Origin of the sequence: Bradyrhizobium sp. CB1015 (assembly GCF_025200925.1) — a bacterium.
GTDB lineage: Bacteria > Pseudomonadota > Alphaproteobacteria > Rhizobiales > Xanthobacteraceae > Bradyrhizobium.
Genome location: NZ_CP104174.1, coordinates 936,562 through 955,566 on the forward strand (window position 1 = coordinate 936,562; position 19,005 = coordinate 955,566).

21 protein-coding genes and 1 other RNA gene are annotated in these 19,005 nt (G+C 65.6%); 9 read left to right on the plus strand and 13 right to left on the minus strand.

Annotated elements, in window-relative coordinates:
* Positions 1-150: 150 nt before the first annotated feature.
* From N2604_RS04205 to N2604_RS04245, 9 genes are all read right to left on the minus strand, one after another.
* Positions 151-660, minus strand: coding sequence for an Lrp/AsnC family transcriptional regulator (locus N2604_RS04205; RefSeq protein ID WP_025032510.1), 510 nt, complete (start codon positions 658-660; stop codon positions 151-153).
* A gap of 97 nt (positions 661-757) precedes the next feature.
* Positions 758-1,675: a sugar kinase gene (locus N2604_RS04210; RefSeq protein WP_260373945.1), complete on the minus strand. Its 918-nt coding sequence runs from the start codon at positions 1,673-1,675 to the stop codon at positions 758-760.
* Positions 1,676-1,688: 13 nt separating this feature from the next.
* Positions 1,689-2,633 (minus strand): NAD(+) diphosphatase, encoded by a 945-nt coding sequence (nudC, locus tag N2604_RS04215; RefSeq protein WP_260373946.1) that lies wholly within the window; start codon positions 2,631-2,633, stop codon positions 1,689-1,691.
* Between the two features lie 10 nt (positions 2,634-2,643).
* A complete protein-coding gene (locus N2604_RS04220; RefSeq protein WP_183246139.1) occupies positions 2,644-3,063 on the minus strand; it encodes an HIT domain-containing protein in 420 nt (139 codons plus the stop codon).
* A 166-nt stretch (positions 3,064-3,229) separates the two neighbouring features.
* Positions 3,230-4,357 carry a muconate cycloisomerase family protein gene (locus N2604_RS04225; protein WP_260373947.1) on the minus strand — a complete coding sequence of 376 codons (1,128 nt, stop codon included), beginning with the start codon at positions 4,355-4,357 and terminating at the stop codon, positions 3,230-3,232.
* Positions 4,354-5,109 carry an SDR family NAD(P)-dependent oxidoreductase gene (locus N2604_RS04230; protein ID WP_260373948.1) on the minus strand — a complete coding sequence of 252 codons (756 nt, stop codon included), beginning with the start codon at positions 5,107-5,109 and terminating at the stop codon, positions 4,354-4,356. Before N2604_RS04230 ends, N2604_RS04225 begins: the two co-directional genes overlap by 4 nt.
* Entirely contained in the window at positions 5,109-5,903 is a 795-nt protein-coding gene (locus N2604_RS04235; RefSeq protein WP_260373949.1) for an amino acid ABC transporter ATP-binding protein, read from the minus strand. The genes N2604_RS04230 and N2604_RS04235 overlap by 1 nt, the downstream gene beginning before the upstream one ends.
* The gene (locus tag N2604_RS04240) at positions 5,900-6,562 is read right to left on the minus strand and encodes an amino acid ABC transporter permease (protein WP_260373950.1); all 663 of its coding nucleotides are present in this window, start codon (positions 6,560-6,562) and stop codon (positions 5,900-5,902) included. Before N2604_RS04240 ends, N2604_RS04235 begins: the two co-directional genes overlap by 4 nt.
* 146 nt (positions 6,563-6,708) lie before the next feature.
* Positions 6,709-7,554, minus strand: coding sequence for a transporter substrate-binding domain-containing protein (locus tag N2604_RS04245; protein ID WP_260373951.1), 846 nt, complete (start codon positions 7,552-7,554; stop codon positions 6,709-6,711).
* A gap of 185 nt (positions 7,555-7,739) precedes the next feature.
* Between N2604_RS04245 and ffs the strand changes: the two genes are divergently transcribed.
* The 5 genes from ffs (at position 7,740) to N2604_RS04270 (ending at position 11,233) form a co-directional block, all read left to right on the plus strand.
* Positions 7,740-7,836: signal recognition particle sRNA small type (gene ffs / locus N2604_RS04250), an RNA gene on the plus strand.
* A 96-nt stretch (positions 7,837-7,932) separates the two neighbouring features.
* Positions 7,933-9,762, plus strand: a complete 1,830-nt coding sequence (locus N2604_RS04255) for a DNA polymerase III subunit gamma/tau (protein WP_260373952.1) — start codon at positions 7,933-7,935, stop codon at positions 9,760-9,762.
* Between the two features lie 23 nt (positions 9,763-9,785).
* The gene (locus N2604_RS04260) at positions 9,786-10,106 is read left to right on the plus strand and encodes a YbaB/EbfC family nucleoid-associated protein (RefSeq protein ID WP_260373953.1); all 321 of its coding nucleotides are present in this window, start codon (positions 9,786-9,788) and stop codon (positions 10,104-10,106) included.
* A gap of 1 nt (position 10,107) precedes the next feature.
* A complete protein-coding gene (gene recR, locus N2604_RS04265; RefSeq protein WP_260373954.1) occupies positions 10,108-10,710 on the plus strand; it encodes a recombination mediator RecR in 603 nt (200 codons plus the stop codon).
* Positions 10,711-10,798: 88 nt separating this feature from the next.
* Positions 10,799-11,233, plus strand: a complete 435-nt coding sequence (locus N2604_RS04270; protein WP_197953125.1) for a hypothetical protein — start codon at positions 10,799-10,801, stop codon at positions 11,231-11,233.
* Positions 11,234-11,353: 120 nt separating this feature from the next.
* Here N2604_RS04270 and N2604_RS04275 read toward each other — a convergent pair whose 3' ends face one another.
* Together N2604_RS04275 and N2604_RS04280 are read right to left on the minus strand one after the other, a co-directional pair.
* Entirely contained in the window at positions 11,354-12,715 is a 1,362-nt protein-coding gene (locus N2604_RS04275) for an AmpG family muropeptide MFS transporter (RefSeq protein WP_260373955.1), read from the minus strand.
* Between the two features lie 188 nt (positions 12,716-12,903).
* A complete protein-coding gene (locus tag N2604_RS04280) occupies positions 12,904-14,103 on the minus strand; it encodes a DNA recombination protein RmuC (RefSeq protein ID WP_260373956.1) in 1,200 nt (399 codons plus the stop codon).
* Positions 14,104-14,272: 169 nt separating this feature from the next.
* On the opposite strand from N2604_RS04280, the gene def reads away from it, so the two are divergent.
* The 4 genes from def (at position 14,273) to N2604_RS04300 (ending at position 16,957) form a co-directional block, all read left to right on the plus strand.
* Positions 14,273-14,800 (plus strand): peptide deformylase, encoded by a 528-nt coding sequence (def, locus tag N2604_RS04285; RefSeq protein ID WP_260373957.1) that lies wholly within the window; start codon positions 14,273-14,275, stop codon positions 14,798-14,800.
* 137 nt (positions 14,801-14,937) lie between these two features.
* Positions 14,938-15,861 (plus strand): methionyl-tRNA formyltransferase, encoded by a 924-nt coding sequence (fmt, locus tag N2604_RS04290; protein ID WP_260373958.1) that lies wholly within the window; start codon positions 14,938-14,940, stop codon positions 15,859-15,861.
* Entirely contained in the window at positions 15,861-16,598 is a 738-nt protein-coding gene (gene truA, locus N2604_RS04295; protein WP_260373959.1) for a tRNA pseudouridine(38-40) synthase TruA, read from the plus strand. Before fmt ends, truA begins: the two co-directional genes overlap by 1 nt.
* A 23-nt stretch (positions 16,599-16,621) precedes the next feature.
* On the plus strand, positions 16,622-16,957 hold the full coding sequence (locus N2604_RS04300; protein ID WP_260373960.1) for a GIY-YIG nuclease family protein: 336 nt from the start codon (positions 16,622-16,624) through the stop codon (positions 16,955-16,957).
* 131 nt (positions 16,958-17,088) lie between these two features.
* Here the strand turns inward: N2604_RS04300 and dapE are convergent, their stop codons facing one another.
* Together dapE and N2604_RS04310 are read right to left on the minus strand one after the other, a co-directional pair.
* Positions 17,089-18,255, minus strand: coding sequence for a succinyl-diaminopimelate desuccinylase (dapE, locus tag N2604_RS04305; protein ID WP_260373961.1), 1,167 nt, complete (start codon positions 18,253-18,255; stop codon positions 17,089-17,091).
* On the minus strand, positions 18,252-18,878 hold the full coding sequence (locus N2604_RS04310; RefSeq protein WP_260373962.1) for a DUF805 domain-containing protein: 627 nt from the start codon (positions 18,876-18,878) through the stop codon (positions 18,252-18,254). Before N2604_RS04310 ends, dapE begins: the two co-directional genes overlap by 4 nt.
* Between the last annotated feature and the right edge of the window lie 127 nt (positions 18,879-19,005).

The window sequence follows — 19,005 nt, forward strand, 5'->3', positions numbered from 1 at the left end:
ACGGCGGTGCGCTCCCTCGCCCCGTTCTTACGGGGAGAGGGTGGGGGTGAGGGGCCTCTCTCCACACGTGAGATCGCCGTGGGACCTGTACCCCCTCACCCGGATTGCTTCGCAATCCGACCTCTCCCCGCAAGCGGGGAGAGGTGAAACCTAAGCCGCCACCACTGCCGGGATCGGCAGCGCGGTGACCGACTTGATCTTCTCCATCGCGAAGCGCGAGGTGACGTTCTTCAGCGGCACGGCGCTGATCAGCTTCTTGTAGAACACGTCATAGGCCTGCATGTCCGCGACCACGACGCGCAGCATGTAGTCGACGTCGCCGGCCATGCGATAGAACTCCATCACTTCGGGCATGGCGCTGACGGCTTCCGCGAACCGCTTCAGCCAGGCATCCGAATGGTCGGAGCTCTCGACCGACACGAACACGGAGATGCCGAGCCCGATCTTGTTCTGGTCGACGAGGGCGACGCGCTTGATGATCACGCCGTCGGCCTCGAGGCGCTGGATGCGCTTCCAGCAGGGGGTCGAGGACAGGCCGACTCGGTCGCCGATCTCGGCGACGGAAAGGGAGGCGTCTTCCTGGAGGACCATCAGGATCTTGCGGTCGATGGCGTCGAGGCGGCGGCTGGTCTCGGGGATCTGGACGGCGACATCAGTCATTTGAAGAACTTTGTTCCATTTCAGGGGCAGATTTCCCTGATATAGAGAAAATCTTTCCACGGCAAGCCCATAATCTCGGCGTTACAGTGGAATCGCTCTACCGGCGCTCGCGCAAAAACTGTTCAACTTCAAGGCGTTGCGGGGCGGCCAGGCCGCCGCCATGGCGGGTGCATTTCAGCGCTGCGGCGGCCGCGGCGAATCGCATCGCTTCCCGCAACCCCTTGCCCTCGGCGAGGCCGAGCGCGAACGCGCCATGGAAGACGTCGCCGGCGCCGAGCGTATCGACCGTCTGAACCGCGAACGCCGGCGCCTCTTCCAGCGCGCCCGCCTGGTTCAGCCAGATCGTGCCGTGCGGGCCGCGGGTGGCGGCGAGGAAGGCGGGGGTCAGCTCCGCCAGGCGCTTCAAGGCCGCGCCGTCGTCAGCGATGCCAGTCGTCTCCTGCAGCTGCGAGCTGGCGAACAGCAGATGCGAGGCGGCCGTGAGCAGGCCGTCCTGCAGCGCCATCGCGCGGTCGACGCCGACGATGACGGGAATGCCGCGCCGGCGAGCCTCGGCGCAAAGCGAGGTTGCGAACACGGCGCTCCGGCTTTCGACGAGCACCGCCTGACGATCGGCGAGCAACGCGTCGGCCTCGGGCAGCTTCACGGTCCACAGCGCGGGATCGCGATAGATCGTGAGCGTCCGCTCGCCGGAGGGCTCGATCATGATCGCCGAGACCGGCGTGCTCAGGCCAGGCATGCGCACGATGTGCGTGCTATCGATGCCCTCCTGCGCCATCTGCGCGAGAATGAAAGCGCTCGACGTCTCCCGCGCATCGCCCATCGGCCCTGCGAAGGCGACGCGGCCGCCGAGCCGAGCGATGGCGATCGCGGCATTGAGCGCGTTGCCGCCGCAGATCTCGGCGAGATGGCTGGCGTTCGCCTTGTTGCCGCGTTCGGGCAGGGCCTCGACGCGCAGGATGAGGTCGCGCACCGGCATGCCGATGCAGAGGATGCGCGGCGCGATCCCGGCCATCGTCGGCCTCGGCTCAGGCGCTATTTTTGTAGTGTACCCAACGGCCGAGCAGATGATGGGCGATGGCGAAGGGATGCGGGCCGGCGAGCCCGTCGGGATGCGTTCGCGTCAGCATCTTTGCGGCCTCCTCGCGCGTGAACCAGCGCGCGTCCTCGAGCTCGGAGTGGTCGACCACGACGTCCTCGTTCAACGCCCGCGCGCTGCAGCCGATCATGAGCGACGACGGATAGGGCCAGGGCTGTGTCATGTAATATTGCACGTCGGTGCAGCGGATCCCGGACTCTTCAAAGATTTCTCGGCGCACCGCGTCCTCGATGGTCTCGGCGGCCTCGACGAAGCCGGCGAGGCACGAATACATCCCGGCCGGAAAATGCTTCTGGCGTCCGAGCAGGCACTTGTCGCCGGAGGCGACCAGCATGATCACGACCGGGTCGGTGCGCGGAAAATGCTCGGCCTTGCAGGCCGGGCAGTCGCGCTTCCAGCCGCCCTCCTTCATGCTGGTGCGTGCGCCGCAATTGGCGCAATAGCCGTGGCGCTGATGCCAGCCCACCATCGACTTCGCCATCGCCACGGCCGAGAGCTCCTCGGGCGGGATCGCGCCCTGCATCGCCATGCCACGCAGCTCGGTGACGGTGTAGTCGCCGCCGCCGACCAGCTTCTCCGCGGCCGCCTGCGACAGGCCCATGCCGAACACGGCCGCGCCGTCCCGGAGCCCGAGGAACACCGTGCCGGGATTGGCGCCGCATTTCAGCGCCTCGTCGATGCCGAGCAGCGCGCGCACCTTGTCGCCCTCGCGCTTCACCAGCAGCGAGTCGCGATAGACCACATAGGCGCGCGAGGTGGGCTTCTGCTCCAGCGCGAACAGCTTTTCGTCATCGCGGCGCAGATGCGCGGCGCGATCGAGGACGTTGGTGACGAAGGCCGGCTGCCCCAGCGGAAATGCGTCGAATGCTGACATTATTGTTCTTTCAACCCAACCAGATCTTGCGGCGAAGCGCGCTGATGAAATTCTGAACCTCCGCGGCGTCATGCGCCAGCGGCGGCATCACGCCCCACACCGGCCGCGGCCAGGCCGCGTCACTGGTGCGGCGCGCGATGATGTGGACGTGCAGCTGCGGCACGAGGTTGCCGAGCGCGGCGATGTTGAGCTTGTCGCACTTGGTGATCTCCTTCAGCGCGCGCGAGACGCGGGAGATCTCCGTCATCAGCTGCGCCTGCTGCACCTCGTCGAGATCGATGATCTCGATCGCATCCACCCGCCGCGGCACCAGCAGCAGCCAGGGATAATGCGCGTCCTTGATGACCAGCACCTTCGACAGCGGCAGATCGCCGATATCGATGGTGTCCTCTTTCAAGCGGGAGTGCAGCGACCAGGCGGGTTCGGGCATAGGTGTTTCCGGATGGCCCGATGGGGAACGGGCTTGTTCCACCCGACCATACGATACCGATTCCGATAGGGGAAGGATGGCAACTGCATACACGCTCGTCGTCCCCTGTCTGCGCTGACGCTTGCCCGGGACGACGACCGCGTTTGTGGCGATGTTGGCGGCTGCTTTACGCCTCCGCCAGTACCCTTGCGTTGGCGCGGACCGAGGCTTCGCTGACGCGGATGCCGAGGCCCGGGCCGTCGGGCACCACGACATGGCCGGTGCGGTTCGCAACGCGCTCTTCCAGCACGTCCTCGGTCAGCACATGATGCGGCATGTAGAATTCGCAGCCCAGCGAGATGCCCGGTGTGGCCGCGATCAGCTGCGTGCCGGCGGCGAGCCCGATGCCGCCCTCCCACAGCGTGCCGCCGTAGCCGGGAAGGCCGGCCGTGTCCGCGATCGCCATGATCGCCTGCGCCTCGAACAGGCCGCCGGCCTTCATCAGCTTGATCGAGACGGCGTCGGCTGCTTCGCGCCGCACCACCTCCATCATGTCGCGGCGGTCGAAGCAGCTCTCGTCGGCCAGCACGGGCGTTTCCAGCGCTGCGGTCAGCTGCGCCATCGCGTCGAGATATTTGCGCGGCACCGGCTGCTCGATGAAGGTCGGCGCGAACTCTTCGACATCGCGCAGGATCTTGATGGCGCCGAACGGCGCGAGCGCCTGGTTGTAGTCGACGCGCAGGTCGACCTTGTCGCCGAATTCCTTCCGGATCGCCGCGAGATGATCGAGGTCCTCGCGATGCGGCTTCACGCCGGTCTTGACCTTGTAGATGATGTTGCCGTCCGGAACCATTTTCCGCATGCGCTCGAGATCGGCAGCGAAATCCGGATCGGCGATCGAGAAGGAGAGGGGGACGGTGTCACGCACGCGGCCGCCGAGCAGGTCGGCAACCGAGAGCCCCGACGATTTGCCGACGATGTCGAGCAACGCCATCTCGATTGCGACCTTGGCCTCGGCATGTCCGACCAGCGCGCGGTCGAGCGCGGCCATCAGCGCGCGGATGCGGCGCACCGGCTTTCCGAGCACGATGGGGCGCATGTAAATGTCGAGCGCCGAGAACGCCGCTTCAGGCGTTCCCGTAAAGACTTCCCACGGCGCCGCCTCGCCCCAGCCGACCACGCCGTCGCTCGAGGTCAGCTCGATCAGCACGCGCTTCACGGTGCCCTTGACGTTGCCGACGCCTTGCAGGCGCGCCATCTTGATCGGGCTTTCGATCAGGAACAGCCTGAGACGTTCCACGGTCGCTTCGCTCATGTCAGGCCTCCATTGACGTGCCAGACCTGGCCGGTGACGTAGGACGCCTTCGGGGATGCCAGGAAGGCGATGATCTCGGCGACTTCCTCCGGCCGCCCGCGGCGGCGCATCGGGATCAGCGCCTCGGTTGCGGCGATCTGCTCAGGTGACAGCCGGCTCTCGCTCGGTCTGTCCTTGACGATGAGGCCCGGCGCCACCGCATTGACGGTGATGCCGTCGCTCGCGAGCTCCATCGCGGTGAGGCGCACCAAGGCTTCAAGCGCGGAACGGCTCGCGGCCGTTGCGGCGAACGGCGCGAATTCCGGCCGGATCGCGTGCGCGACGAAGGAAGACACGGCGACGATCCGCGCATCGCGCCCAGCACGGAGTTGCGGAAGCGCAAGCTTCACGAAACGCGTGAAGGCGAGAGCGGATTCGTCCATCGCCTGCATAAATTGATCGGCCGGCGTGCCGATCGCGCTGCCGCGACGGGCGTGGCCTCCAATCAGGATCAATCCGTCTAGCCGACCGAAATCGAGATGCGCCGTCGCGCATGCCAGGGTCAGGGCGACTTCATTGGCGAGATCGCCGAGGCATGTTGCAACGGCCGCACCACGTGCTTCGGCATCCTCTTTGGCGGCCTTAAGTCCGTCCTCGTTCGATCGGGTATGCAGCACGAGCCCGATGCCCGGCGCCGCAAGTAGCTTTGCAGTGGCGCGGCCGATGCCGCTGGCGGCACCGGTGACGAGATAGACGCGATTGATTTCGGACATCACGATACTGCATTTGCCGGCGGCAGCGCGCCGGTGCGGTGGAAATGGCTGAGGAACGCGCGCGTCGCGGCCTGCTGCGGGGTGTCGATCACCTGCCGCGCCGGGCCTTCCTCGACGACGACACCGTCGCGCATGAAGACGAGGCGGTCGGCGACCTCGCGGGCGAACGCAATCTCGTGGGTCACGATCACCATGGTCATGCCCTCGGACGCCAGCTGCTGAATGACGTTCAGCACCTCACCGACCAATTCAGGGTCGAGCGCGGAGGTGGCCTCGTCGAACAGCATGACATCAGGCTCCATCGCGAGCGCCCGCGCGATCGCGACGCGCTGCTTCTGCCCGCCGGACAGCGTCGCCGGATATTGGTCGGCCTTCTCCGCAAGGCCCACCTTGGCGAGTTGTGCCCGCGCGAGTGTCTCCGCGTCGGCCTTGGCCATGCGCCGCACCGTGACCGGTCCCTCCATCACGTTCTGCAGCGTCGTCATGTGCGGGAACAGGTTGAAGTGCTGGAACACCATGCCGGTGGTGGCCCGGAATCTCGCCAGCGTCTTGACATCGGGCAGCTTGGCGTCCTCGCCGAACGCAAAGCGGGTGTCACCGACGCGGACACTGCCGCCGTCGGGAACGACCAGGAGATTGATGCAGCGGAGCAGGGTCGACTTGCCGGAGCCCGACGGGCCGATCAGCGCGACCACGCCGCCCTTGGTGACGTCGAGATTGATGTTCTTGAGGACCTCGTTGCTGCCGAAGCTCTTGCGTAAGGCCCGGATCTCGATTTTCGGCGTCTCGCTCATTCGCTCACCGCCAGTTGCTTCTCGCCGCGGCGGACGATGATGGTGAGCGGAATCAGGATGGCCGCATAGGCGAGCGCGACCGCGGTGTAGGTCTCGAGCGGCCGGTAGCTGTCATGGGCGGCGACCTGGCTCTGATAGACCAGATCAGGCACGGCCAGCACCGAGACCAGCGAGGTGTTCTTGAACTGGATGATGGACTGGTTCATCAGCGCCGGGATCATGCGCTTGATCGCCTGCGGCAGCACGATGCGGCGCATGGTCTGGCCCGGTGTCATGCCGAGCGCGGCCCCGGCCTCCGACTGGCCGCGGTCGATCGAGACGATGCCGCCGCGGATGATCTCCGAATAGAACGAGCCGCCGTAGAGCGAGAGCGCCAGCGCCGAGGCCGTGATCGGGGTCATCTCGACACCGGCGAGGATCGGCAGCGCGTAATAGAACCAGATCAGCTGCACCAGGATCGGCGTGCAGCGAAACGCCTCGATGAAGGCGAGCGCAGTCAGCCGCAGCGTCCTGAAGCGCGACAGGCTGCCGAAGGCCCCGAGCAGACCGAACAGCAGCCCGCACAGGACGATGACCACGGTGAAGCCGACGGTGACGCCGAGCCCGTTGAGAAAGAGCCAGCGATAGCTCCAGAGGATGCCGAAGTCCCACTGATACATGCGTGCTTAACTCGGTCGTGCGTGCCATTTTGCACCGTCGTTCCGGGGCGATGCGAAGCATCGAACCCGGAACCTCGAGATTCTCAGGTGCGCAATTGCGCACCATAGTTCGATGCTGCGCATCGCCCCGGAATGACGGTGGAAGCCTACAGCGACACGCCCGGCGGAATGTCCGCTTCCGTCACGCCCACCAGCTCCATATTCGTGATGATCGCGTTGCGAATGAAGCCGAAACCCTTGTTGAAGTCGATCCAGGTGTTGACGTAATCGCGCCACGTTTTGTCGGCCTCGCGGCGGAAGCCGGCATTCGAGGTGGTGGCGAAGATCGGCGTCGGCAGCAGGAGCTGGCCGAGCGAGGGGTTCTTCTTCAGCACGGTCAGCGACAGCATGGTGATCAGGCACTGCGCGTCGACGCGGCCGGTCTGCAGCGCGGCGGTGGCATCGTCGGCGGTCTTCAGCCGCGTGATCTGCGCCTTCGGCGTCAGGCGGCTGACGACCTGGTCATGCGAGGAGCCCTGGTCGACCGCGATCTTGATGTCGGGCGAGTTCAATTCGGCCCAGCTCTTCGGCTTGAAATCCTTCTTGCAGAGGATGGCGAAGGCGTTGTTGAAGACCGGTACGGAGAAATCGACCACCAGCGCGCGCTTCGGGGTCGGGTTGAGGCCGAAGAAGATGTCGATCTTGTTGGCCTGCAGGTCGAGCACCGAATTGCCCCAGGTGGTCTCGGTGATCTCGAGCTCGGCCTCCATGTCGTCGGCGAGGCCCTTGGCGATGTCGATGTAGAAGCCCTTCCACTGGCCGCTGGACAGATCCTTCATGTAATAGGGCGCGCCGCCGCCGACGGCGCCGATCCGCATCTTCTTGGTCCGGCGGATGCGGGCGAAGGTCGATTCGCTTGGATCGGCAGTCTGGGCCACGGCCGGGACGGCCAGCGCAGCCGCGGTCACCGCACCGAGTCCGACAATCGATGCAACATCACGACGTGTAACCATTGGGATCAATCGCTTTTCTGGTTGATTGGAAGTTCCGGCAGGCGTTCTTAGCAAGGTGGTCGGCGCGGCGAAAGCACAGCCTGTCGGCTGGGCAAACCGGAAATTGCCCGGATGCTGGGCAAACCCGAGCCGTTCGGGCCGATACCCGCTTGCTTTCCGCTCCCTTTGGCCCCAAATAGGGACCGGGAGATTGGCGGTGGACGAGCCACTCGCCAACCGGGTCAGGTCCGGAAGGAAGCAGCCCTAACGAGGTCCGGATCGGGTCGCTCGTCAGTCTCCTACCTGTTTTTCCGAGCGAACCAGCGCCGGCGGCACCAGCCGCCAGCGCGCTCCTTTCCGCAAAAGCCGGCCAAGAGACATTTCATTGCGGATCGACCGATGACCGACGCTGGCGCCCCTCCCAATCCCGACAGCGCCGGCCCGGCCGGCAACGCGCCCTACCGGGTGCTGGCGCGCAAATACCGTCCCTCCAGTTTCGATGACCTGATCGGCCAGGAGGCCGTGGTCCGCACCGTCTCCAATGCGTTCGAGACCGGGCGCATTCCGCAGGCGTGGATCCTCACCGGCGTCCGCGGTGTCGGCAAGACCACCACGGCGCGCATTCTGGCGCGTGCGCTCAACTACGAGATGCCGGATGGATCGGTGAAGGGCCCGACCATCCACATGCCGACATTAGGGGTTCATTGTCAGGCCATCATGGAAAGCCGGCACATGGACGTGCTGGAGATGGACGCGGCATCGCATACCGGCGTCGACGACGTCCGCCAGATCAATGACAGCGTCCGCTATGCCCCCGCCAGCGCCCGCTACAAGGTCTACATCATCGACGAAGTCCACATGCTGTCGACAGCGGCGTTCAACGCCTTCCTGAAGACGCTGGAGGAGCCGCCCGAGCACGCCAAGTTCGTGTTCGCGACCACCGAGATCCGCAAGGTTCCGGTCACCGTGCTGTCGCGCTGCCAGCGCTTCGACCTGCGCCGCGTCGAGGCCGACGTGCTGATGAAGCACCTCGCCAGCATTGCGGCCAAGGAGAACGTCGAGATCGAGCCGGAGGCGCTCGGCATCATCGCGCGCGCCGCGGAGGGCTCGGTGCGCGATTCGCTGTCGCTGCTCGATCAGGCGATCGCGCATGCGGCGGGCCAGGTGAAGGCCGATGCCGTCAGGCAGATGCTGGGCCTCGCCGACCGCACCCGCGTCATCGACCTGTTCGAGTCGCTGGCGCGCGGCGACATCGCAGCTGCCTTCAAGGAGTTCCGTGGCCAGTACGATGTCGGCGCCGACCCGATCGTCGTGCTCTCGGACCTCGCCGAGTTCGTCAATTTCGTCACCCGGGTGAAGATCATTCCGGCGACTGCAGACAACGTCGCCTATGGCGAGACAGAGCGGGTGCGCGCCAAGGAGTTCGCCGCGAAGATCTCGATGCGCGTGCTGTCGCGGATGTGGCAGATGCTGCTCAAGGGCATCACCGAGGTGCAGGCCGCAACGCGCCCCGCGGCCGCGGCGGAAATGGTTCTGGTGCGCATCGCCTATGTCGCCGACCTGCCGACGCCCGACGAAGCGATCAAGATGCTTGAGCAGAACGGCGGCGGCTCGGCGGTCGTGAGCGGCGGAAGTAGCGCGCGCAGCGGCGCGCCGGTCGCGTCCGCTGCGCCGATGTCCGCCGCACTTGTGCGGATGCCGACATCGTCTCCGACTGCGTTTGCCGGCGGCGCCCGACCGCAGATGGCGGCGCCTGCCCCGGATCCGCAAGGGGCGGCACCCCAGCTGCGAATCACGAGCTTCACCCAGCTCGTTGCGCTGGCCGGGCAGAAGCGCGACCTCCTGACCAAAGGCGCGCTCGAAGGCGACATGCGTCTCGTCCGTTTCGAGGAGGGCCGGCTCGAAGTCGCGCTCGAACCCAACGCCTCCAAGACCATGATCTCGGAGCTGGCGAAGAAGTTCGAGCTGTGGACCGGCCGCCGCTGGACCGTGATCGTCTCCAACGAGCAGGGACAGCCGACGCTGCGCTCGGTGAACCAGGCGGCCAAGCAGGAGCATGCCCGTACCGCGGAAGCCGATCCACGCGTGCAGGAGGTGCTGTCGCGATTTCCCGGCGCCAAGGTCGTCGAAGTCCGCAGGCTTGCCCCCGAGACGCCGGAAACCAATATTAACGCAGACTATGGCAGCGACGATCCGCCCGACGGTTCCGACGGCGACGACGATCTCTGAGCCTCATTCAAGGACACGCACCGATGGCTGATTTTCTCGGCATGATGAAGCAGGCGGCGCAGCTGCAATCCAAGATGCAGGAGATGCAGGAGCAGCTCGCCAACGTCGAGGTCGAGGGCATCTCCGGCGGCGGCCTCGTCGCCGTGCGCATGACCGCGAAGATGGACGTCAAGGGCGTCAAGATCGATCATTCGCTGATGAAGGCCGAGGAGCGCGAGGTGCTGGAAGACCTGCTCGTCACCGCCTTCGGTGATGCGCGCCGCAAGGCCGAGACCGCCATGCAGGAGAAGATGCAGGCCCTCACCGGCGGGCTCGGCCTGCCGCCGGGGCTGTTCGGCCAATAAGATGGGCGCTGTTGCAGGTCCTGAGATCGAGCGGCTGGTCCAGCTGCTGGCGCGGCTGCCGGGCCTTGGTCCGCGCTCGGCGCGGCGGGCGGCGCTGCACCTGATCAAGAAGCGCGAAGCGCTGATGATGCCGTTGTCGAGCGCCCTGCAGGTCGCGCTGGACAAGGTCCAGGTCTGCAAGACCTGCGGCAACATCGACACGCAAAATCCCTGCACCGTCTGCACCGATCCGAAGCGCGATGGTGCGATCATCGTCGTCGTCGCCGACGTCGCCGACCTCTGGGCGCTGGAGCGGGCCAATGCGACCCAAGGGCGTTATCATGTGCTCGGCGCCACATTATCGCCGCTCGACGGCGTCGGCCCGCAGGACCTCACCATCGACGCACTGGTGGCGCGTGCGCACGCACCGGACGTGCACGAAATCATCCTGGCGCTGAATGCGACGGTGGACGGCCAGACCACGGCGCATTACATCACCGACCTGCTTCAGGACGCCAACGTGAAGGTGACGCGGCTCGCCCATGGAGTTCCGGTCGGCGGCGAGCTTGATTATCTCGACGAAGGTACGCTATCGGCTGCGATGCGGCAGCGCACCCTGTTCTAGAGCGTTTTCGAGCGAAGTGGATACCGGTTCGCGTGAAGAAAACGCGTCAAAACAAGAATCCCCATCCAGACTTCACGGAACGGACGACATGACGAAACTTTTCGCCACACGCTTCGCTTTGGTCGCGACGATGCTGATGCTGGTGACCCCGGCCATCTCCGCGCAGCAGGGCGACGAGGCGCCGCCGCCGTCCAAGCCCGGCAAGCCGATCAACAATGGCGACGTGCTCTCCGGCGAGCTCAACGCGATGAAGGTGCGCGACGCCAAGAACGGCAAGCGCGTCGCGACCTACCAGATCACGTCGGAACCGCGCCGCCTGCCGCCGCCGAACGGGCTGTGCAATCTCGAAACCGGCCCCGAGACCTTCCAGCTCGTCACCTCCAGCGACGCGCAGGCCGCGCAGCTGAAATCCTTCGTCGGCAAGGAGATCTCCGTGAAGGTGGACGAAGTCGCCTGCGCCAGCGATCCCGGCCAGATGAGCGAAGCCGTGATCACCAAGTGGAGCCTGATCAAGAAGCAGTAGGGGGCGCTCCCTCGGCCGTCATTGCGAGGAGCCCTTGCGACGAAGCAATCCAGACCGTTTCCGCAGGGGCAGTCTGGATTGCTTCGCTTCGCTCGCAATGACGGTGGTGAGAGCGTCAGCTCACACCCTCACCGGGCCCAGCGCCTCGAAATGCCCGCGCTTCTGCAAATACGCCAGCAGCAGCAGGCTCGGAATCGCCACCAGCACGCAGATCACGAAGAACAGCGGCCAGCCGGTCGTCTCCGCGACGAAGCCTGCGCCTGACGAGAGATATGTTCGCCCCACCGCCGCGAGCGCGGTGAGCAGCGCATATTGCGTCGCCGTGTGCAGTGGGTTCTGGCACAGCGCGGAGAGATAGGCGACGAAGATCACGGTGCCGATCGCGCTGGTGAAATTCTCGGCGCAGATCGCGAACGCCAGCGCCCATTGATTGGTGCCGACGATGGCGAGCCAGGAGAAGGAGAGATTGGCCAGCGCCTGCACCACGCCGCCGATCCAGAGCGACGTCGCCAATGGGTAACGTCGCGCGACGAAGCCGCCGGCAAAGCCGCCGATCAGCGTCGCCGCGAGGCCGACGCCCTTCACGATCGCCGCATAGTCATTGCGGGTGAAGCCGAGGTCGATGACGAACGGCGCCGTCATCGTGCCGGAGAAGGCGTCGGTGAACTTGAACAGCACGACGAAGGCGAGTGCGGTGAGCGCATCCTTGCGCGACAGGAACTCCGAGAAGGCGCCGATTGCAGCATGCAGCACCCGCGCGAACGCGGTCTCGGCCTTCGTCGCCGCCTCGGCGCGCGCCGATTGCTCGGGCTCGGTCGCGACCAGCGCCGTGACCGTCCCGATCAGCACCATCGCGGCCATCACCACATAGCCCCACATCCATGCCGAGGTGCGGGTGATGCCGGTACTCTCGAAGCCCGAGACGATGAACAGCGCGCCCGCCGTCGAGACCAGCATGCCGATGCGGTAGGCCGCGACGTAAGCGGCCATGCCCGCGGCCTGCTCGCTCTCCGGCAGGCTCTCGACGCGGAACGCGTCGACCACGATGTCCTGGGTCGAGGACGTGGTTGCGACCAGCAGCGCACCGAGCGCGACATAGAACGGCGAGCGGGCGGGGTCGGTCAGCGCCAGCAGCAGGATCGCGATGATCAAGAGCAGTTGCGAGAACACCAGCCAGCCGCGCCGCCGGCCGAAGGCGCGGGTGAACAGCGGCACATGCATCGCATCCACCAGCGGCGCCCACAGGAACTTCAACGTGTAGGGCGTGCCGACCAGCGCGAACAGCCCGATGGTCTTGAGATCGACCCCGGCCTCCCGCATCCACACCAGCAGCGTCGACCCCGACAGTGCCAGCGGTAGGCCGGAGGAGAAGCCGAGAAACAGCACGATCAGCACCCGCGGCTGCAGGTAAACGGCAAGGCTCTCGCGCCAGGAGGGCGCAGGTGCGGAAGCAGCGGAGGAGGTCGCGTCGGGTGCGGTCATGGGGAGGTGTTAGCAGATTCTGGGGGTGAGTGTCGTTCCTGCCGCCACAAAGGAGCTGTCGTCGCCCTCTCGGCGTCATCGTCCGCGAAGGCGGACGATCCAGTACCCACCAGCGTCTCGGTTCAATCACAGCCGCCGCCGCGTACTGGATGCCCCGCCTTCGCGGGGCATGACAGCGCGCTACGATTCTACTCCCCCGCCTGGAGTTTCCGCGGAAACAGCTCCGCCGCCCCCGTGGCCACCAGCCGCGGTGCCTCCGGCGCATCGCTCTTGCTGAAATCGAGCTCCTCGATTCGCCCTGCGCGCTTCTCGATCTTGTCGGCGGAGATCAGCACCTGGCGGACGTCCTCGTTGACGTCAGCAAAATGCTTCTGCAGCTTCAGCACGCGGTCGCGCAGGCGGCCGAGATCGTCGCCGAGCTTGATCACCTCGGTACGGATCTGGTCGGCGGCATCGCGCATGCGCGCGTCCTTCATGATCTGCTGCATCACCTGGATCGCCAGCATCAGGAGCGACGGCGACACCAGCACGACGCGGGCGCGATAGGCCTTCTGGATCACGTCGTCGAAGCCGTCGTGGATCTCGGCGTAGACCGATTCCGACGGCACGAACATCAGCGCCATCTCCTGGGTCTCGCCGGTGACGAGATATTTTTCGGCGATGTCGCTGACATGCTTCATGACGTCGCTGCGCAGGCGCTGCGTGGCAACGCGCCGCTCCTCGTCGGTGCGGGCGTCGTGCAGCGCCGTCATTGCCTCCAGCGGAAACTTCGCGTCGATGCAGAGCGGGCGCTGGTCGGGCAGGAACACGACGCAGTCCGGGCGCTTGCCGGTCGAAAGCGTGAACTGGAACTCGTAGGAGCCTTTCGGGAGACCGTCCTGGACGATCGCCTCCATCCGCGCCTGGCCGAAGGCGCCGCGCGACTGCTTGTTGGCGAGCACGTCGCGCAAGGTGGTCACCTGCGTGGTGAGATCAGTGAGGTTCTTGTGCGCGTTGTCGATGATGCCGAGACGCTCATGCAGCGCGCGCAGGCTCTCCATGGTGTTGCGGGTCGAATGTTCCATGGACTGGCCGACCCGATGCGTCACCGAATCCAGCCGCTCGTTGACCGCCCGCGCCATCTCGGCCTGGCGGCCGGCGAGCGCCTGGGTCATGGCGTCGACCCTCCCCGAAGCCTCGCTCTGGGCGCGCAGCACTTGGGCGAGGCGCTCCTCGAGCTCGTCGGCCCGGATCGCGTGCGCCATGGCGAGTTCCGCGCCGCGCCGCCCCGAGCGCGCGATCACGACCGCAATCACAACCAGCAGGATGAGGACGAGGGCGCCGAAGCCGATCAGCGCATCGATCGTGCGCACCGGCCAGTCGCCCAGCATGAAAATGATCTCGTTCATGCCGCCTTGTAGCCGATTCGCTGCGCTCCCGCGAACGAAGAGGGAACGTCCTGGGTTAACCGCCCCCTGATTTTTATGGTTAACGAAAGGCGAAGTTTTATGGTTAGCGAGGGGTTAACGGGTTCCTGGCCGCATTGACCGCATCCGGCGCGCGGCTTAAATCGCGATCATGGCCCTCAGAGAAATCATAATACTGCCCGACAAGCAGCTGCGCCTGGTCTCCAAGCCGATCGAGAAGGTCACTTCGGAGATCCGCAAGCTTGCCGACGACATGTTCGAAACCATGTACGACGCGCCCGGCATTGGGCTGGCCGCAATCCAGGTCGCGCAACCCTTGCGTCTGATCACCATGGACCTCGCCAAGCGCGACGAGAACGGCGAGACCAAGCCGCTGCCGCGCGTCTTCATCAACCCCGAGATCATCGCCTCGTCCGAGGAACTGTCGGTGTACGAGGAAGGCTGCCTCTCGATCCCCGAATATTACGAGGAGGTCGAGCGGCCCGCGAAGGTGCGCGTGCGCTTCACCGATCTCGACGGCAAGGTGCACGAGGAGGATGCCGAAGGCCTCTACGCCACCTGCATCCAGCACGAGATCGACCATCTCAACGGCGTCCTGTTCGTCGACTATCTGTCGAAGCTCAAGCGCGACCGGGTGTTGAAGAAGTTCGAGAAAGCCGCCAAGCGCGCGGCGGAGTAGGGCTCGGCTCTCTCTCCTCGTCATGGCCGGGCTTGACCCGGCCATCCACGCCTTGCTTGCTTTGTCGCAAAGACCGTGGATGCCCGGGACAAGCCCGGGCATGACGGAGAACCAGAACTCTCACCGAGCGCCGTCACATGCCCCTCCGCCTCATCTTCATGGGCACGCCCGATTTCTCCGTGCCGACGCTGCTCGAGCTGGTCGCGCATGGCCATGAGATCGCGGCGGTCTATACCCGCGCGCCGAAGCCGGGCGGCCGGCGCGGCCTGCAATTGCAGCCGACGCCGGTCGAGGAAGCCGCGCGAAAGCTCGGCATTCCCGTGCTGACGCCGAAGACGCTGAAGACCGAGGAGGCCTTGGCGGAGTTCCGCGCCTTCGATGCAGATGCCGCCGTCGTCGTCGCCTATGGCATGATCCTGCCGCAGGCGATCCTCGATGCGCCAAAACTCGGCTGCTACAATCTGCACGCCTCGCTGCTACCACGCTGGCGCGGCGCGGCGCCGATCAACCGCGCCATCATGGCCGGCGATGCCGAGAGCGGCGTGATGGTGATGAAGATGGATGTCGGCCTCGATACCGGCGACGTCGCCATGGCCGAGCGCATCGCGATCACGGACAACATGACCGCGCTCGACCTGCACGATCGCCTCTCGCGCCTCGGGGCCGACCTGATGGTGCGCGCGATGGCCGCGCTCGAGCGCGGCGGGCTCCAGCTCAAGGCGCAGAGCGAGGACGGCGTCACCTATGCCGCCAAGATCGAGAAGGCCGAGGCGCGGATCGACTGGACCAAGCCCGCGCGCGCGGTGCTGCGCCACATCCATGGCCTCTCGCCGTTCCCCGGCGCCTGGGCCGAGCTCGAGAATGCGCGCGTCAAGATCCTGCGCGGCGAGCTGGCGAAAGGCTCGGGCGAGCCGGGCGCGGTGCTCGATGACAAGCTCACGATCGCCTGCGGCGACGGCGCCATCCGCATCATCGAGCTGCAGCGCGAGGGCAAGGGCCGGATGCAGGCCGCGGACTTTTTGCGCGGCGTGCCGGTCAAGCCGCCGATGCGGCTGGCCTGATGCCCCGCTACAAGCTCACCATCGAATATGACGGCGCGCCGTTCTTCGGCTGGCAGGTGCAGGACACGCTGCCGTCGGTGCAGGGCGCGCTCGAGGCGGCCGTGAAGGCGATGACCGGTGCGGATTTGCGTGTGCATGGTGCCGGCCGCACCGATGCCGGCGTGCATGCGCGCGGTCAGGTCGCCCATGTCGACGTCGACAAGCAGTTTCCGCCGGGCCGTTTTCGCGACGGGCTCAACGCGCATCTGCGCCCGCATCCGATCGCGGTGCTCGAGGCCGAGATCGTGCCTGATACCTTCGAAGCCCGCTTCTCGGCGGTCAAGCGCCACTACCGCTATCGCATCGTCAACACCCGCGCCAATCTCGCGCTCGACGTCGGCCACGCCTGGCGCGTGCCGCGCAAGCTCGATGCCGACACGATGCATGCGGCGGCGCAGCGCCTGCTCGGCAAGCACGATTTCACCACGTTCCGCGACACCGAGTGCCAGGCCAAATCGCCGGAGAAGACGCTCGACCAGCTCGACGTGATCCGTGACGGCCGCGAGATCAATGTCATCACCTCGGCGCGCTCGTTCCTGCACAGCCAGGTGCGCTCGATGGTGGGATCCTTGGTCTGGGTCGGCGAGGGCCGCTGGACCGCGGACGATCTCTCCGCAGCGCTCAAAGCCCGCAACCGCGCCGCCTGCGGCATCGTCGCGCCGCCCGAGGGGCTGTATCTGATGAAGGTGGATTATTAGCCACTAATGCCGCCACCACCGTCATGGCCGGGCTTGTCCCGGCCACCCACGTGCGTCAACATGCGACCATGCATGGTGGATGGGTCTACATCCTGGCAAGCGCACCCAACGGCATTCTGTATGTCGGTGTGACGAGCGACATTATTGGTCGCATCTACCAGCATCGAAACGGACTCGTGCCCGGCTTCACCAAGAAGTACGGAGTCAAGCTGCTGGTCTACTTTGAGCGCTATGAGGATATCCAAACGGCGATCCAGCGCGAGCACAACATCAAGCACTGGTCACGGACCTGGAAGGTCCGACTGATCCTGAGAGACAATCCCGAATGGAAGGATCTCTACGACACGATTGTCCAGTGAGGTAAGCCAAGCTCTCACCACATCGTCATGGCCGGGCTTGTCCCGGCCATCCACGTTCTTTCCCGGCAAAGAACGTGGATGCCCGGGACAAGCCCGGGCATGACGGCGGAGTGTTTGGTGGAAATTGCGCCCTACGCAAAATACCTTGCCAAAATTCCGCGATACACCTTCGTCAACTTTTCCAGATCCGCCACCGGCACGCGCTCGTCGACCTGGTGCATGGTCTGGCCGACCAGGCCGAACTCGATCACGGGGCAATAGCTGGAAATAAACCGCGCATCCGACGTGCCGCCTGAGGTCGACAGCTCGGGCTTGCGGCCGGTCACCTCCTCGATCGCGGACACCGCAAGATCAGTGAACGGCCCCGGCTTGGTCACGAACACGTTCGAGTTCGAAGGCTCCCAGTCGATGCGGGCCTTGATGCGGTTGCCGCAGGCCTTGGCGAGGCGCGTCTCGACCAATTCCCGCAAGCTCGCCTGGGTGTGATTGTCGTTGTAGCGGATGTTGAATTTCGCGCGGGCCTGACCGGGAATGACGTTGAAGGCCTTGTTGCCGACATCCACCGAGACGAATTCGAGATTGGAGGCCTGGAATTGCGCGCTGCCATGGTCGAGCGGCTCGTCGGAGATCGCAACGATCAGCCGCGAAATATCCGGCACCGGATTGGAGGCGCGGTGCGGATAGGCGACATGGCCTTGCGCGCCGTCGACGACGAGCGTGCCGGATTGCGAGCCGCGCCGGCCGACCTTGATGGTGTCGCCGAGCGTCTCGACGTTGGAGGGCTCGCCGAGCACGCAATGGTCGAATTTTTCTCCGTGCTCGGCGACCCATTTGAGCAGCTTGATGGTGCCGTTGATGGAGACGTCTTCCTCGTCGCCGGTGATCAGGAACGAGATCGAGCCCGCACCGTCCTCGCGCGGCTTGCCGCCGTTGGCGGCGAGATGCTCCAGCACCGCTGCGACCGAGCAGGCGATGCCGCCCTTCATGTCGACCGCGCCGCGGCCGTGCAGCACGCCGTCCTTCACCTCTCCGGAGAACGCGCCGACGCTCCAGGCGCTCTCGTCGCCGGGCGGCACCACGTCGGTGTGGCCGGCGAAGGTGAGGTGCGGACCGTCGGTGCCGATCCGAGCGTAGAGATTGTCGACGTCGGCGGTGCCGGGCTCGCTGAAGGTCACGCGGTGGCAGGTGAAGCCGGCTGCGGTCAGAGTTTTTTCGAGCACCCCGAGCGCGCCGGCATCGGCCGGAGTGACTGAGGGGCAACGGATCAGATCGCGGGCAATGGAGAGAGCATCGGTCATGTGCCCCGCTTAACATGCATGCCGCCGGGTGGGCTAGCACTGGGCGGGACAATTTCGATCTCGTGGCTCTGGTCCCAGCGTTTCGCAGGAGGCGCGGCGGACGTGGAATCGTCCTCGGCTGCCGGATCAGGACCGAACCGATTGGGCCCTACGGTGCCGCGCAGGAAGCCGGTCTCGATAAACGCGGCGAGGGGGAGGATGACGCTCGCCAACGCGAGCGGCAGCATCCAATAGCTGTCCGGAAGGCGGTCCTCGAACTGCTTGTAGAGGCCCGGCAGCACGAAATAGGCAAGCAGCCACCATGCGCTCTTGTTGCGGTCTTGCAGGCGCTTCATCATGATCGCGAGATAGATCCAGAGCGTCAATGCGGTTGCGGTCACCTTGAGCAGCAGCACCGGCAAATTGTCCAGCAGCGACCATCGATAGGTCGCGGGATCGACGATCTTGAAGACGTCCTCAGCATTCAGATTGAAGGATTTGACCTCGCTGCCGAGCGCGGAGATGACGCTCAGGCAGAGCAAGAGCAGCAGGAACATGCCGCACAGGACAAAGATCAGACTGCACCAGAACCCGGCGCGGCCCATGCGGCCGTCGAAGCGGAAGAGGTACCAGGTCCAGTCCATGCGGGTGGCTCCGGGCGGGAGAAGCCGCCCGGAAATTGGTCGCAATGGAGGAAGGATGGGTTCGATCCTAGCAGCGAATGGTGAATAGCCAATCGCGAGTAGGTGCGTGCCCTATTCGCCACTGGCC

Bases quoted from the DNA above. Each gene is read 5' to 3' on its own strand.
- N2604_RS04240 (WP_260373950.1), bottom strand. From the start codon at position 6,562: ATGTATCAGTGGGACTTCGGCATCCTCTGGAGCTATCGCTGGCTCTTT.
- nudC (WP_260373946.1), bottom strand. From the start codon at position 2,633: ATGTCAGCATTCGACGCATTTCCGCTGGGGCAGCCGGCCTTCGTCACC.
- dapE (WP_260373961.1), bottom strand. From the start codon at position 18,255: ATGACCGATGCTCTCTCCATTGCCCGCGATCTGATCCGTTGCCCCTCA.
- N2604_RS04255 (WP_260373952.1), top strand. From the start codon at position 7,933: ATGACCGACGCTGGCGCCCCTCCCAATCCCGACAGCGCCGGCCCGGCC.
- fmt (WP_260373958.1), top strand. From the start codon at position 14,938: ATGCCCCTCCGCCTCATCTTCATGGGCACGCCCGATTTCTCCGTGCCG.
- N2604_RS04210 (WP_260373945.1), bottom strand. From the start codon at position 1,675: ATGGCCGGGATCGCGCCGCGCATCCTCTGCATCGGCATGCCGGTGCGC.
- N2604_RS04230 (WP_260373948.1), bottom strand. From the start codon at position 5,109: ATGTCCGAAATCAATCGCGTCTATCTCGTCACCGGTGCCGCCAGCGGC.
- N2604_RS04205 (WP_025032510.1), bottom strand. From the start codon at position 660: ATGACTGATGTCGCCGTCCAGATCCCCGAGACCAGCCGCCGCCTCGAC.
- N2604_RS04245 (WP_260373951.1), bottom strand. From the start codon at position 7,554: ATGGTTACACGTCGTGATGTTGCATCGATTGTCGGACTCGGTGCGGTG.
- N2604_RS04260 (WP_260373953.1), top strand. From the start codon at position 9,786: ATGGCTGATTTTCTCGGCATGATGAAGCAGGCGGCGCAGCTGCAATCC.
- N2604_RS04310 (WP_260373962.1), bottom strand. From the start codon at position 18,878: ATGGACTGGACCTGGTACCTCTTCCGCTTCGACGGCCGCATGGGCCGC.
- recR (WP_260373954.1), top strand. From the start codon at position 10,108: ATGGGCGCTGTTGCAGGTCCTGAGATCGAGCGGCTGGTCCAGCTGCTG.
- N2604_RS04225 (WP_260373947.1), bottom strand. From the start codon at position 4,357: ATGAGCGAAGCGACCGTGGAACGTCTCAGGCTGTTCCTGATCGAAAGC.
- N2604_RS04220 (WP_183246139.1), bottom strand. From the start codon at position 3,063: ATGCCCGAACCCGCCTGGTCGCTGCACTCCCGCTTGAAAGAGGACACC.
- N2604_RS04275 (WP_260373955.1), bottom strand. From the start codon at position 12,715: ATGACCGCACCCGACGCGACCTCCTCCGCTGCTTCCGCACCTGCGCCC.
- truA (WP_260373959.1), top strand. From the start codon at position 15,861: ATGCCCCGCTACAAGCTCACCATCGAATATGACGGCGCGCCGTTCTTC.
- N2604_RS04270 (WP_197953125.1), top strand. From the start codon at position 10,799: ATGACGAAACTTTTCGCCACACGCTTCGCTTTGGTCGCGACGATGCTG.
- N2604_RS04300 (WP_260373960.1), top strand. From the start codon at position 16,622: ATGGCCGGGCTTGTCCCGGCCACCCACGTGCGTCAACATGCGACCATG.
- N2604_RS04235 (WP_260373949.1), bottom strand. From the start codon at position 5,903: ATGAGCGAGACGCCGAAAATCGAGATCCGGGCCTTACGCAAGAGCTTC.
- N2604_RS04280 (WP_260373956.1), bottom strand. From the start codon at position 14,103: ATGAACGAGATCATTTTCATGCTGGGCGACTGGCCGGTGCGCACGATC.
- def (WP_260373957.1), top strand. From the start codon at position 14,273: ATGGCCCTCAGAGAAATCATAATACTGCCCGACAAGCAGCTGCGCCTG.